The 13,330-nt window shown below is 60.3% G+C and carries 13 protein-coding genes; 5 read left to right on the top strand and 8 right to left on the bottom strand.

Annotation, left to right across the window (positions count from 1 at the left end; all coding sequences use genetic code 11):
• Positions 1–32: 32 nt before the first annotated feature.
• Genes dapD through argB form a run of 3 tightly spaced genes read right to left on the bottom strand, consistent with a single transcriptional unit; the run spans position 33 to position 2,514 of the window.
• Entirely contained in the window at positions 33–890 is an 858-nt protein-coding gene (dapD, locus tag FHS64_RS01760; protein ID WP_167174771.1) for a 2,3,4,5-tetrahydropyridine-2,6-dicarboxylate N-succinyltransferase, read from the bottom strand.
• Positions 887–1,588: a pyrimidine 5'-nucleotidase gene (locus FHS64_RS01755; RefSeq protein WP_167174768.1), complete on the bottom strand. Its 702-nt coding sequence runs from the start codon at positions 1,586–1,588 to the stop codon at positions 887–889. Before FHS64_RS01755 ends, dapD begins: the two co-directional genes overlap by 4 nt.
• Entirely contained in the window at positions 1,585–2,514 is a 930-nt protein-coding gene (gene argB / locus FHS64_RS01750) for an acetylglutamate kinase (RefSeq protein ID WP_167174765.1), read from the bottom strand. The genes FHS64_RS01755 and argB overlap by 4 nt, the downstream gene beginning before the upstream one ends.
• A 232-nt stretch (positions 2,515–2,746) precedes the next feature.
• Between argB and FHS64_RS01745 the strand changes: the two genes are divergently transcribed.
• The 3 genes from FHS64_RS01745 to FHS64_RS01735 all read left to right on the top strand — a co-directional run bounded on the left by FHS64_RS01745 (position 2,747) and on the right by FHS64_RS01735 (position 7,837).
• The gene (locus FHS64_RS01745; RefSeq protein WP_167174762.1) at positions 2,747–4,969 is read left to right on the top strand and encodes an AGE family epimerase/isomerase; all 2,223 of its coding nucleotides are present in this window, start codon (positions 2,747–2,749) and stop codon (positions 4,967–4,969) included.
• 209 nt (positions 4,970–5,178) lie between these two features.
• Entirely contained in the window at positions 5,179–6,339 is a 1,161-nt protein-coding gene (locus FHS64_RS01740) for an OmpA family protein (RefSeq protein WP_167174759.1), read from the top strand.
• Between the two features lie 184 nt (positions 6,340–6,523).
• On the top strand, positions 6,524–7,837 hold the full coding sequence (locus FHS64_RS01735; RefSeq protein ID WP_167174756.1) for a UDP-glucose dehydrogenase family protein: 1,314 nt from the start codon (positions 6,524–6,526) through the stop codon (positions 7,835–7,837).
• Between the two features lie 66 nt (positions 7,838–7,903).
• Here FHS64_RS01735 and FHS64_RS01730 read toward each other — a convergent pair whose 3' ends face one another.
• Positions 7,904–8,575, bottom strand: coding sequence for a YiaD family glycine zipper/OmpA-like lipoprotein (locus FHS64_RS01730; protein WP_167174753.1), 672 nt, complete (start codon positions 8,573–8,575; stop codon positions 7,904–7,906).
• Between the two features lie 217 nt (positions 8,576–8,792).
• Between FHS64_RS01730 and FHS64_RS01725 the strand changes: the two genes are divergently transcribed.
• Positions 8,793–9,209 carry an Hsp20 family protein gene (locus FHS64_RS01725; protein ID WP_167174750.1) on the top strand — a complete coding sequence of 139 codons (417 nt, stop codon included), beginning with the start codon at positions 8,793–8,795 and terminating at the stop codon, positions 9,207–9,209.
• An 81-nt stretch (positions 9,210–9,290) separates the two neighbouring features.
• Entirely contained in the window at positions 9,291–9,536 is a 246-nt protein-coding gene (locus FHS64_RS01720) for a DUF1150 family protein (protein ID WP_167174747.1), read from the top strand.
• A 71-nt stretch (positions 9,537–9,607) separates the two neighbouring features.
• On the opposite strand, the gene FHS64_RS01715 is transcribed toward FHS64_RS01720, so the two are convergent.
• From FHS64_RS01715 to lptB, 4 genes are all read right to left on the bottom strand, one after another.
• Positions 9,608–10,072, bottom strand: a complete 465-nt coding sequence (locus FHS64_RS01715) for a PTS sugar transporter subunit IIA (protein ID WP_167174744.1) — start codon at positions 10,070–10,072, stop codon at positions 9,608–9,610.
• A gap of 99 nt (positions 10,073–10,171) precedes the next feature.
• Entirely contained in the window at positions 10,172–10,807 is a 636-nt protein-coding gene (gene hpf / locus FHS64_RS01710) for a ribosome hibernation-promoting factor, HPF/YfiA family (RefSeq protein ID WP_167174741.1), read from the bottom strand.
• A 90-nt stretch (positions 10,808–10,897) separates the two neighbouring features.
• Entirely contained in the window at positions 10,898–12,388 is a 1,491-nt protein-coding gene (rpoN, locus tag FHS64_RS01705) for an RNA polymerase factor sigma-54 (RefSeq protein WP_167174738.1), read from the bottom strand.
• Positions 12,389–12,519: 131 nt separating this feature from the next.
• The gene (gene lptB, locus FHS64_RS01700) at positions 12,520–13,320 is read right to left on the bottom strand and encodes an LPS export ABC transporter ATP-binding protein (RefSeq protein WP_243862666.1); all 801 of its coding nucleotides are present in this window, start codon (positions 13,318–13,320) and stop codon (positions 12,520–12,522) included.
• Positions 13,321–13,330 lie beyond the last annotated feature (10 nt).

Below are 13,330 nucleotides of genomic sequence, written 5' to 3'. Positions count from 1 at the left end.
TTTAAATATCTGTGCGAATAGTCGCGAAAGCTTTAGTCGCGCAGCAGTTCGTTGACGCCGGTCTTGGCGCGGGTCTGGGCATCCACACGCTTGACGATGACGGCGCAATACAGCGACGGACCGCCGTTCGGATCGGGCAGCGAACCCGGAACCACGACCGAATAGGCCGGAACCTCGCCACGGAAGATTTCGCCGGTGGCGCGATCCACGATCTTGGTCGAGCCGGACAGGAAGACGCCCATGGCCAGAACGGCGCCTTCGCGCACGATCACGCCTTCGGCGACCTCGGCACGGGCACCGATGAAGCAGCCGTCCTCGATGATGGTCGGGTTGGCTTGCAGCGGCTCCAGCACGCCGCCGATACCGGCACCGCCCGACAGGTGGACGTTCTTGCCGATCTGGGCGCACGAGCCGACGGTGGCCCAGGTATCGACCATGGTGCCTTCACCGACATAGGCACCGATGTTGACGAAGGACGGCATCAGAACGACCGACTTGGCGATGTGCGCGCCGTGACGGACGATAGCCCCCGGAACCGAACGGAAACCTGCGGTCTGGTAATCGGTGGTGGTCCAGTCACCGAACTTGTTCGGGACCTTGTCGAAGAACGGGCCGATGCCGGGGGCGGGGCTGTTCATGCCACGGTCGCCTGCGCGCATGATGACATTGTCATTCAGGCGGAAGCCCAGCAGCACGGCTTTTTTCAGCCACTGGTGGGTGTTCCACACGCCGTCATCGCCACGGGTGGCGACGCGCGCCTCGCCCGAATCCAGCATGTCGAGTGCGGCCTCGACCGCTTCGCGCACTTCGCCATGGGTCGAGGACGAGATATCGGCACGGGCTTCCCATGCGGCTTCGATAACGGCTTCAAGCTGGGCGTGTTTGGTCATACGGGATCTCCGTCAAGAATGGCGGTGGTCAGGAAGGGCGGCAGGGCAGCCGCACGATAGTCGATAAAGTCGCCTTCGGCACTGAAGGCTTTGGGACCGACCAGAACAGTGGTCATGCCGATTGCCTTGGCCGGAACCAAATTTTGCGGCGTGTCCTCGAAGAAGCAGGCCGTGGAGGCATCAATGCCGAAACGGGCCAGCATTTTGTCAAATGTGCGCGGATCGGGCTTGGGGATCAGGTCGGCATCTTCCAGCGCAAACACGCCGTCAAATAGATCGTCAATGCCCAGCTTGCCCAGAACGCGGTGGGCATGGACGCTGGAGCCATTGGTGAAGATGACGCGACGCCCCTCAAGGCGCTCCAGCCCCTGACGCAGGGCCGTGTCCGGCTCCAGCACGTCCAGAGGGACATCGTGGACCTCGGCCAGAAAATGGTGCGGGTCGATCTGGTAGCGGGTCATCAGGCCGGCCAGCGAGGTGCCATAGTTGTGCAGGAAGGATTTTTGCATCACCAGCGCCTCGTCGGCAGGTAGGCCGGAGGTGCGCACCACATAGGCATTGATGCGCTGCTCCACGAGACCCATGAACTGGTTCTCGACCGGATAGAGGGTGTTATCGAGGTCGAAAACCCACGACTTCACACCCCGCAGGTCGGCCGCGCTGTCGGCGGCCAGACCTTGTGTAGAGAGAAGGCTCAACGGGCTGTGACCAGCGTACCGGCACCATTTTCGGTGAACAGTTCCACCAGCATGGCATGCGGACGGCGGCCATCCAGAATAACCACGGCCTCGACGCCTGCACGGACAGCCGCCATTGCGGTTTCCAGCTTGGGGATCATGCCGCCGGTGGCGACGCCGTCGTCGATCAGCTTTTGTGCGTCTTCGAGACTCATCTGGCGGATAATCTCGCCATCGGCACCCTTAACGCCCGGAACGTCGGTCAGCAGCAGCATGCGCTTGGCATTCAGCGAACCGGCAATGGCACCGGCGACGGTGTCGGCGTTGACATTATAGGTCAGGCCGTCTTCGGCCACGCCGATGGGGGCGATGACCGGAACCCAGTCTTCGGTTTCCGACGCGATCAGGCCCTTGATCAGCTTGGGGTCAACCTTGGTTGGCTCGCCGACAAAGCCCAGATCGACCTCATGCTCGATCATGCTGTCGGGGTCGCGTTTGGTGCGGCGCGTTTTCTCGACGGTCAGCAGACCGGCATCCTTGCCCGACAGACCCACGCCGCGCACATCGGCTTCCTTGCCGGCGACGGTGATCCAGTGGGCGATCTCTTTATTGACCGCACCCGACAGGACCATCTCGGCCACAGCCATCGTGTCTTTGTCGGTGACGCGCAGGCCGTCCACAAAAGCGGATTTGACCCCCGCCTTGTCCAGCATGGCGCTGATTTGCGGGCCGCCGCCGTGGACAACCACGGGGTTCACACCCATCAGTTTCAGCAGCACCACATCAGCGGCGAACTGTTTGGCAACAGCGCTCTCGCCCATGGCGTGGCCGCCATATTTAATGACCACAGTCTCCCGGTCATAGACCTGGATATAGGGCAGGGCCTCGGCAAGGGTCTTTGCCGTCTCCCAGCTGCGCTCTTCGGATTGCCGATCAACTTCGTTCATAGCCGCGCGCATAGCGCTCTAGCGCCGCTAAGTCACCCTCGAAACAGGAATAAGAATGCAGAAGCGGTAAAGGTTTGATCCCGGAACAGGGGTGGTGGCCAAGGTCGCGCGCTGCGTTTTGCCACAGGGTTGAATGCGCAATTCTTATGTGCTGTCTTGCCCGTTCGTGATGCTAATCGTCTGACGACTATCAACATCTGGCGTGTGTTACTCACCATTACCGAGGATTGTTTTGGCGCTTTACCCTGTGATTATGTGCGGTGGCTCCGGCACGCGTCTGTGGCCAGCATCGCGTCCGTCACGCCCTAAACAGTTCATTCCGCTGAGCGGTAACCGGTCGCTGTTTCAGGAAACGGTGCTGCGTGTCCTGCCGATGGTTCAGGCTCCGGGCCGTATCATCGTGGTCGGTGGTGTGGTGCACCGTGCGCTGATCGTCGAACAATTAGAGGCTATCGGTGTTAGCGCCCAGATTCTGCTGGAGCCGGAGGGACGGGATTCCGCACCGGCCATGGCCGCGGCAGCGGCATGGACGCTGACGCAGGACGCTGACGGTATCAACGTCTTCGTTTCCTCGGACCATTATGTGCCCGATCGTGCCGCGTTTCAGGCCGCGATTACGCAGGCCGTAGGCGGTGCCGAGGCCGGACGGATCGTGACGCTCGGTATCAAGCCAACCGAAGCGGCAACGGCCTATGGGTATATTGCGCCGTCGGGACCGGGGCTTTCGGATGTTCGCCAGTTTATTGAAAAACCGGATAAGGCGGCGGCCCAGAGCCTGGTCAATGCGGGCTATCTTTGGAATGCGGGCATTTTTATTTGCCGCGCCGATGTCCTGAAAAACGAGTTCGAGGTCTGTGAATCGACCGTCTGGCCGGTGGCCGAGCGCAGTCTTGCGGGCGTGGGGCACCATACGCTGGCGGTTCTAAGTAGCGCGTTCAGCAAGGCCCCTAAAATCTCGATCGACTATGCGGTGATGGAGAACACCCAAAAGGCCAGTGTCCTTGAAGTGGATTTCCACTGGTCGGATCTTGGCTCATGGGATGCCCTTGCGGCACGTGGTGACGGTGAATACGGCACCCATATTTTCGAAGACGCCGAAGGCTGCATGGTGCGTGCGCCCGAGGGTACTCTGGTGGCCGCTCTGGGCGTGCGTGATCTGGGTATTATTGTCGAGAAAGATGCGGTTCTGGTGTGTGACCTGTCGCGCGCCCAAGAAGTTAAAAAAATTGTCGAGCGGGTGAAGCTGCTCTCGCCCCAGCATCTGGACTTTGAAAAAGCCGAAACGCCCTCGTTGCAGGATAGCGGCAAGCGCTTTTTCGAATGGATGAAACTGCGGGCTTTGCCGGTTTGGCATTCACTGGGGCAGGACGAGGATGGTGTGTTTGCGGAGGCCCTGACCCTGTCGGGCGAGCAGACGACGTTGACGCATCGCCTGCGCGTACAGACCCGTCAGATCTATTGCTTTGCCGAGGCGGGCGCGTTGGGCTGGGCGGGGCGCTGGCGCTCTGCGGTCGAGGGCGGGGTCGATGCTCTGGAGCGGTTTTACCATAAGGGCGACGCAGAATGGCTACCCGCCATCCATTGTGACCGTTCGGCCGTCAGTGGCGAGACACTGGTCTATGATCAGGCCTTTGTGCTGTTTGCTCTGGCGGCGGCGGCAAAGCATGACATTGCAGCAGAACGGTCCAAGGCGCAGGCCAAGGCGTTACTGGATCGCTTAAGACAGAACCGGTTGCCGCAGGGCGGTCTGCGCGAAGGTGGGAGCCATCCGTTCCAGTCCAATGCCCACATGCATTTGCTGGAGGCCTGTCTGGCCTGGGCCGAAGTGGATGATGATCCGTGCTGGCTGGAGTTCGCCGACGACATTGTGGAGCTTGCGCTCAAATATTTCATTGACCCTGAAACAGGCTGTCTGCGCGAGTTTTTTGACGCGCAGTGGCAACCTGCGGCGGGGGATGACGGGCGTATTATCGAGCCGGGGCATCAGTTCGAGTGGATGTGGTTGCTTAGCCGCTATGCGCAGTTGCGTAACCGCAGTGACATTATGCCGGTGGCCTTGCGCCTCTATTCATGGGGGCAACGCGGATACTGGGATCCGGCCTGTGTGATGGTGGATACACTGAACGAGGACGGCTCTGCGCGCGTGCGTCGTGCACGTCTATGGCCGCAGGCTGAATGGTTGCGTGCCGCACTGCTCATGGCCGAGATGGCCCCGCGTTCGGAGCGCAAGACCTATCTGGACGATGCCAATTCTGCCTTGCAGGGTTTGGAGCTTTACCTGACAGACAGGGGGCTTTGGCACGATAAACGGGTCTCGAATCTGAGCTTTATTGACGAGCCGTCTCCCGCCACATCCCTGTATCACATCATGGGGGCCTGTAATCAGTTGGCGAAGACGGACAAGGCTCTGAGATTGGGCATATTGTCGAACGGCTTTGCTACGGCTTTGACATAAGGCGTGCAAATTTAGGGTATGTGCTTGTGCGCCCTGAACTTCTTTTCTTAACACTTATTTACAGCTTGTAGCCTCAAAACCACGGTTGTCAGTCGATATTGTTCAGCTTCGGTTCATCGCTCGACCTTAGCCTTAGTCACTGATATCTATCTAAACAGGCGTGGCCTTGAGTCTCGTCATCTTTCAACAATTCTTGGAGGGCCGCTTTCATGCGCGTCAAGAGTTTGATTCTGGCTTCTAGCGCGGCGGCCGCTCTGGCGATGTCGGCTGGTGCCGCTTCGGCTGAGCCGGACGGCTGGTACGGTGCTATCGATGCCGGTTACCACATCATCGACGACATCAATGCCGAGGCTTCGGTCACCGGTAACAATTGGAACTGGGAAGTCAACGACGGCTGGACTGCCTTTGCGCGTCTCGGCTACCGCTTCAACCCGAACTGGCGCGCTGAACTCGAAGGCGGCTACCGCTCGGGTGACATCGGCACCGTTCGTGCCGCCTCGGGCGCACAGGGTCTGTGCAACCTGACCCCGGCTACCGGTCCGTGCCACTCGCCGGAAGGCGACATCACCTCGACCACCCTGATGGCCAACGTCATTTATGACTTCGGCACCCCGGAATGGACCCTGCGTCCGTTCGTGGGTCTGGGCGTCGGTGTGAACCGCGTAAACGTCGACACCGTTGGTCGTCTGCGTCAGGCTCCGGGTGGTGCTTTCGCTGCTGACGATTCCTCGACCAAGTTCGCTGCTCAGGCCATTGCTGGTCTGGCATGGGCTGTTTCGGATCGTGCAAACATCGACCTGACCTACCGTTACCTGACCGGCGAAGCCAACTGGCAGTCGTCCGTTCCGGCTTCGGTTAATCCGGCATTCGGTGAATGGTCGGGCGACTATGACCAGTCGCACGCTGTGACCCTGGGTCTGCGTTATGCGTTCGGTGCGGAAGACGCTCCGCCGCCGCCGCCGCCGCCGCCGCCGCCGCCTCCGCCGCCGCCGCCGCCGCCTCCGCCGCCGCCTCCGCCGCCTCCGGCCAAGCCGGCAGCCCGTCAGTTCGTGGTCTACTTCGACTTCGACCGTTCGGACCTGACCGCGGAAGCACGCTCGGTTGTGACCCAGGCTGCCAACTACGCCAAGTCGGGCGCTCCGACCCGCGTACTGGTCGTCGGTCACACGGATACCTCGGGTAACGCAGCCTACAACCTGGGCCTGTCGAACCGTCGTGCCCGTACCGTTGCTGATGCCCTGGTTGCCCAAGGCGTCAACGGTGGCGTGATCTCGCTGGACGGCAAGGGCGAAACCGCTCCGGCCAAGCCTACGGCTGACGGCGTGCGCGAGCCGCTGAACCGTCGTGCCAGCATCGACATCAACTTCTAATCTACTGAAGGGGAGGCGGTAACGTTCTCCCCGACAGTTGACCGAAGTGTCGACAAGATTGAGGACGATTGGCCTAACCGCCAGTCGTCCTTTTTCTTTTTGTCATGCAAGCATGCGATGTGCTGGATCGCGAAGGGCGTAGCGGCTATTTCAGACGTGCCTACAGTGAAAGAGGGAAACGCTTATGCGCGTCGCCATGATCGGCACTGGCTATGTTGGCCTCGTATCGGGGGCCTGTTTTGCAGACTTTGGTCACGTGGTGACCTGTGTCGACAAGGATCAGGGCAAGATTGAAAGCCTTGAGCAAAATATTATTCCGATATTCGAACCGGGTCTGGATGATCTGGTGGCAACCAATGCGCGTGATGGTCGGCTGAAATTTGCCATCGATGGTGCCGAAGCCATCCGGACGGCCGATGCGGTCTTTATCGCGGTAGGAACACCGTCACGTCGCGGAGACGGCCATGCGGACCTGTCCTATGTCTATGCGGCAGCCGAAGAGATCGCGGACCTGATCGAAGGCTTTACCGTGATCGTCACCAAGTCGACGGTTCCGGTCGGGACGGGCGACGAGATAGAGCGCATCATCCGCGAGCGCCGTCCCGACGCCGACTTTGCCGTCGTTTCCAATCCCGAATTTTTGCGTGAAGGGGCGGCAATTGACGATTTCAAGCGCCCTGACCGTGTGGTTGTCGGCACCGATAGCGAGCGCGCCCGTCTGGTGATGGCCGAGCTCTATCGTCCGCTCAATCTGAACGAAACACCGATGCTGTACACAGGACGTCGCACGTCCGAACTGATCAAATATGCGGCCAATGCGTTTCTGGCGATGAAGATTACCTTCATCAACGAGATGGCGGACCTGTGTGAAACCGTGGGTGCGGACGTGCAGCAGGTGGCGCGCGGTATCGGTCTGGATAACCGCATCGGTTCCAAATTCCTGCATGCGGGACCGGGCTATGGCGGATCGTGCTTCCCCAAGGATACGCTGGCTCTGGTGAGGACGGCGACCGATGCCGGATCGCCTGTCCGCTTGATCGAGACGACAGTGGCCGTCAACGAGGCGCGCAAAAAGGCCATGGCCGACCGTGTCGTCAAGGCGCTGGGCGGCACGGTTGTAGGCAAGACGGTTGGCGTGTTGGGTCTGACCTTCAAGCCCAATACGGACGACATGCGCGATGCCCCGTCACTGGACATTATTCCGGCTCTGCAAGCCGCCGGTGCGATCATCAAGGCCTTTGACCCCGAAGGCATGGACGAAGCGGCCAAGCTGCTCAGCAATGTCGAATATTGCAAAGGCCCCTATGATGCGGTGACGGGTGCCGATGTGGTGTGCATCCTGACCGAGTGGGACCAGTTCCGCGCACTGGATCTGGACCGGATCAAATTGCTGATGACGGCACCGATCATGGTCGATCTGCGCAACGTCTATAAGGACGCGTATATGCGGGCGAGGGGCTTTGTCTATACGTCCATTGGGCGTCCGGACGAGGCGTAACATATAAAAAGGGCGGCCTTTGCGGGCCGCCCTTTTCGTATGCGCCTGTAGATTTAAGACGGCAGATCAGCCGGTGAACGGACGGATCACGATCTCGACGCGGCGGTTCCGGGCCTTGCCCTCGACCGTATCATTGGAGGCAATGGGGTTGCGGGCGCTGTTGCCTGCCACATACAGGCGTTCACGCAGTACGCCATTATTGATCAGATAGTTGGCGACCGACAGGGCGCGGTTTTCCGACAGGGGCTGATTAATGTGATCGCCGCCCGAGGCATCGGTATGGCCAACAATGTCCACGGTCGAACGGTCATATTCACGCAGCACGCGGGCCACGTCGTCGAGTACCGGCAGGAAGCGGGCATCGATGCTGGCCTGGTTCACCGCGAAGGTGACATCCGACGGCATGCGCAGAACCAGATTGTCACCCTGACGGGCAACGCCCACGCCGGTGCCGGACAGTTCGGCTTCGAGGGCGCGTTGCTGGCGGTCCATATATTGGCCAACGCCTGCGCCAGCCAGAGCACCGATACCGGCACCGATCAGAGCATTCTTGCGGCCCTGTTCGGAGTTGTTGGTATTGGTCAGATAACCCAGCACGGCGCCACCCAGAGCGCCAGCAATCGCACCGGTTCCGGTGTTGTTGCGGCGGGGCCCCGAGCTATAGGGGTCAGTGGTGGTGCAGGCTGCGCCCATCAGAGCGGCGATGCTGATACCGATTACGGTGATTTTGGCGCGCATTGGGAACCTCGAAAGAAGGGGAAAAATCTATGTCCGCTAAACGAATACATATGGTGCAGGTTCCTGTCTGTATATGCGATGAACGACAAGAAATATCGGGGATGGGCTAAGGCATTGATTTGAGCCTGAACTGTTCCCATTCTAAGTTTAGGTGACGGCTTGGGGTTTTACACACAAGGCGTCTTGGTTGCTGGATTCAGGACCGCAGGAGTTTGTAATGAGCCGTACCCCGTCTTTGATGGACGCCCCTTTTTTGCTGGGCTTCGATCAGACCCGCGCCTTGATAGACCGTGCCCAGCGCGCGGCATCGGATGCCTATCCACCGTATAATGTTGAACAAATCGGCGAGGGCGTTCGCATTACGCTGGCAGTGGCCGGTTTTACGCCGGATGAGCTGAATGTCACTGTCGAGGGGCGCCAACTGACCCTGACCGGCAAGCGCGACGAGGCGGCACGTCCCGAGGGAGCCTTCCTGCATCGTGGCATTGCCTCACGCGGATTCGTGCGGACCTTTGTGCTGGCCGACGGACTGGAAGTGAAGGGCTCGCGCTTGCTGCACGGTCTGCTTCATGTCGATCTTTTCCAGCCTGACCAGAAGAAAGCCACACGCAATATCCCGATTTCCACGGACTGAGCAGATTCGTTCCACAGGCAGAGCATACGCCAAGCTTGCGTATCGCTAAGGCTGTTATCCTAGTTTGAGGAGGCGTTCCCAATGATGCCGATGATGATGGACCACGATTTCAGCGCGTTTGAAGTGCCGGGTCTTGTCTATGTGCGCGAGGTTTTTGCGCGCGATATCCTGTCGGATATCGAAGATGACGACGTCGATTTTTCGCCGGATCAGGTGCTGTATGCCCTTTATGGCTCGGATGGCGAACGTCTGGCCGTGATGCTGGACCGCGAGACGGCCTTCAAGGCCGCAGAGGCCCACGATATGGCACCCGTCTCGGTGCAATAGGCGCACTACGGATTGAAACGAAAACGGGGCCCCGTAAGGAGCCCCGTTTTTTATGTCCGTCGATATGCGCGCTATGCGGCGGCGGCACTGCCTGTTTGCACAAACAGAGCCTGAACGCCGTCAACCGTCTGGGCCTGACGCAGACGTTCGCGCAGTTCGGGCGAACGCATGGCACGGGACACCACAGCCAGTGCCCGCAAATGTTCTGCACCGGCCGAAGGCGGCGCAAACAGACCGAACAACAGGTCTACCGGACGGTCATCCAGCGATTCATAGGCGACCGGACTGTCCAGTCGCACAAAGACGCCGCAGACACGCTCCAAGCCCTCGACCCGGGCATGGGGCACAGCGACCCCGTAGCCAAGGCCGGTCGAGCCAAGCGCTTCACGTTCCAGCAGGGCATCCAGCGCCTTGGTGGCGTCCAGACCAAAGGCGTTGGCCGCCAAGTCGGCGACAGCGCCCAAGGCCTGGCGTTTGGAAGATACGCCCCCGCGCAAGACAACACCGTCTGATGACAGCAAATCTGCGATATCCATATCGGTCTCGTTCAACGGCCCATAGGGTACAGGGCGCCGCCTTTTAGGCGGTTTACCCCGAATACAAAAGCCACTTTAGTGTGCTCTAGGCGATCGACGTTACTTTCGGACCAATGTGCGCTCGGGATCGACCCAGCCCACATTGCCGTCAGGACGCCGATAAACCACGGACAAACCGCCATGTGCCGCATTGCGGAACATCACGACCGGATAGCCCGTCATGTCCAGCTCGGCCACGGCACGACCCACAGTCAGGGTGCGGATTTCGGCCTCGGTTTCGGCAATGACCATGCCGACCGGAGGCGGCTCATGGGCATTCTCGAGATCACCGAACTCGGCTTCATCCTCGACCTGATCGGGGTTTTTGAAAATGGTCAGTTGCGCCACTTCGCGGGCGGCGTTTTCGGTTTTCTCGGGCGATAGACCCTTGGGCCCGATATGGTGATCTTTCAGGCGGCGCTTATAGCGGCGAACACGCTTTTCAAGCTTGTCGAGGCTATCGGAGAATGCCGAATGGGCATCGCTCCCCTGACCTGTTGTGACCAATGACTGTCCCGATGCGAGCCGGACCCAGCTATCTACTCGAAAGCCATGTCCGTCCTTAGAGACAACAACCTCGGCGTCTTGTGCGCCTCGGGCAAAATATTTGCCGACTCCATCTTCAAGTTCTTGAGAGATGCGCGAGCCTAGCGCTTCGCCAACATCAACTTGTTTACCGGTGACCTGAATGTTCATAGCCATACCAATACAACGCGACTGTTCCGACTTGGTGTCAACGTCGATCACTGAAATGTGGTGAGGCTTAACCCTGAAGCAAACAGGGACCTAGGCAGCCTTGCGCATACGGCGGCGCTCGACCGAGGATGGAATCCTCAAGGCTTCTCGATACTTGGCGACGGTACGACGGGCGATATCGATACCCGTGTCCTGCAAAATCTCGACGATGCGATCGTCGCTCAAAACCTCGCCTGTAACATCTTCGGCGTCGATCATGGATTTGATCCGGTGACGGACGGCTTCGGCGGAGTGGGTCGCCCCGCCATCGCTGGACTGGATGGCGGCGGTGAAGAAGAATTTCAGCTCGAAAACACCGCGCGGCGTGGCGATGTATTTATTGGACGTGACGCGGCTGACGGTCGATTCGTGCATTTCGATGGCCTCGGCCACGACCTTGAGGGTCAGCGGGCGCAGGAACTCGACGCCGAAGGCCAGAAACGCATCCTGCTGGCGCACAATCTCGCTGGCGACCTTGAGGATGGTGCGGGCGCGCTGGTCCAGCGATTTCACCAGCCAACTGGCCTGCGCGGCGCAATCGGCCACAAACACCTTGTCATCGTCCGAGCGGGCGCTGGCCGAGACTTCGGCATGATAGCGCTTGTCCATCAGCAGGCGGGGCAGGGTGTCGCTGTTCAGTTCGACCTTCCAGCCGCCAGCGGGGTCGGAACGCACAAATACATCCGGCACAACCGTCTGGGCCGGTTCGGAGCCAAAACCGGCCCCCGGACGCGGGGTCAAACCCTGAATCTCGGCAATCATCTCGCCAAGGTCTTCCTGATCGACGCCGCACAGCTTGCGAAGGGCGACCAGATCGCGACGGGCCAGAAGATCGAGATTGTCCAGCAGGGCTTCCATGGCCGGATCAAACCGGTTTTGCTCGACAAGTTGCAGCTTCAGACATTCGGGGATGTTGCGGGCCATCACACCGGTCGGCTCGAAGCCCTGACAGCAGGTCAGGATTGCCTCGATCCGTGCGCGGGCCACACCCAGTCGGGTGGCGATCTCGTCGAGGTCGGCGCGCAGATAGCCCGCGTCATCGACACTATCGATCAGGATCAGCGCAATGGCATGGTCGCTGGGGCTGAAACCGGCCAGCGACGCCTGTGCCTGAAGGTGTTCCGACAGCGTGGTTTCCTGCTTGTCGGGGCGATCATGGTCGTCACTGTCGAACGAGCCGCCATTACCTGTGCGTGACCAGTCGCTGAGGCCGGGCTGGGCGTCGGTGCGGACTTCGTTCTGTTCGCCGGGGGCGGCGTCATAGACGGCCTCCTGCGGGGCATCGAGGGCGTTCTCACTGCCTTGGGCAACGCCGTCCTGAAACTGGATCTCGCTGTCGGAGGCGTGGGCCTCCGGGGCTTCAGCCGCCTCGGAGGGGGCTTCGTTCTCGATGCGCGACAATAGGGGATTGCGCTCAAGCTCGGCCTCGACAAAGGCCTCAAGCTCAAGATTGGATAGCTGCAATAGTTTGATGGCCTGCTGAAGCTGGGGGGTAATAACCAACCCCTGCCCCTGCCGGACCTCAAGCCTCTGCCCGATCACGCGTCGTTTCCCCCTGCCGGTGCACCAGATTGGCCCGGAACTTGCTTATCGATCATAACATGACCGATAGCCAGTTAACGACTGGTGAGTGGCTAGGCTTTCGCAGGTCTTAAAGGCATGGGGAGGCGGCCCTAGCCGTACATCTCGCCCAGATAGGCGCGGCGTACCTCGGCGCTGTCGACGGCTTCCTGAGCGGTGCCTTCAAACAGGACCGAGCCGGAAGTGATGATCGAAACGCGATCGATAATGTCCAGCGTCTCGCGCACATTGTGGTCGGTAATCAGCACGCCAATGCCCTGACCGGACAGATAGCGGATGACCGAACGGATATCGGCAATGGCCAAGGGGTCGATACCGGCAAAGGGTTCGTCCAGCAGCATGAAGCTGGGCTTGCCGGCCAAGGCGCGGGCGATCTCGACACGGCGGCGCTCGCCACCCGACAGGCCTGTGGCAGGCGCATGACGCAGATGGTCGATACGCAGCTCTTCCAGCAGGCGCGTGGTCTCGTCTTTAATCTCGCGCTCGGACGTATGGCGCAGTTCCACCACGGCGGCGACGTTCTGTTCGACCGTCATACCGCGAAAGATCGAGGCCTCCTGCGCCAGATAGCCAAGGCCCATGCGCGAGCGCTGGTACATCGGCTGATGGGTGATGTTCTCGTTGTCCAGCCAGATGGTGCCGCTGTCGGCGGGGATCAGGCCGGTAATCATGTAGAAGCAGGTCGTCTTGCCCGCACCGTTTGGTCCCAGCAGGCCGAAAACCTCGCCGCGCTGAACGGTCAGCGACACATCGCGCACGACCTGACGCGGGCCAAAGCTGCGGGCCAGATGCTCGACACGCAGGCCGCGCTTGGCAGCATCGTTCACCGGCTGGTCGGAAGTGTGTTCCGGCTCCGGTGTGATGTTCAGGGCTGACAGTTCCTTGCGCGCCAAGTGGGGCCCC

The organism is Brevundimonas terrae, assembly GCF_011761985.1.
GTDB lineage: Bacteria > Pseudomonadota > Alphaproteobacteria > Caulobacterales > Caulobacteraceae > Brevundimonas > Brevundimonas terrae.
This window is presented reverse-complemented; position numbering and strand designations above follow the sequence as displayed.

Bases quoted from the DNA above. Each gene is read 5' to 3' on its own strand.
- dapD (WP_167174771.1), bottom strand. From the start codon at position 890: ATGACCAAACACGCCCAGCTTGAAGCCGTTATCGAAGCCGCATGGGAA.
- FHS64_RS01730 (WP_167174753.1), bottom strand. From the start codon at position 8,575: ATGCGCGCCAAAATCACCGTAATCGGTATCAGCATCGCCGCTCTGATG.
- hpf (WP_167174741.1), bottom strand. From the start codon at position 10,807: ATGAACATTCAGGTCACCGGTAAACAAGTTGATGTTGGCGAAGCGCTA.
- FHS64_RS01740 (WP_167174759.1), top strand. From the start codon at position 5,179: ATGCGCGTCAAGAGTTTGATTCTGGCTTCTAGCGCGGCGGCCGCTCTG.
- argB (WP_167174765.1), bottom strand. From the start codon at position 2,514: ATGAACGAAGTTGATCGGCAATCCGAAGAGCGCAGCTGGGAGACGGCA.
- FHS64_RS01720 (WP_167174747.1), top strand. From the start codon at position 9,291: ATGATGCCGATGATGATGGACCACGATTTCAGCGCGTTTGAAGTGCCG.
- FHS64_RS01735 (WP_167174756.1), top strand. From the start codon at position 6,524: ATGCGCGTCGCCATGATCGGCACTGGCTATGTTGGCCTCGTATCGGGG.
- FHS64_RS01715 (WP_167174744.1), bottom strand. From the start codon at position 10,072: ATGGATATCGCAGATTTGCTGTCATCAGACGGTGTTGTCTTGCGCGGG.
- FHS64_RS01725 (WP_167174750.1), top strand. From the start codon at position 8,793: ATGAGCCGTACCCCGTCTTTGATGGACGCCCCTTTTTTGCTGGGCTTC.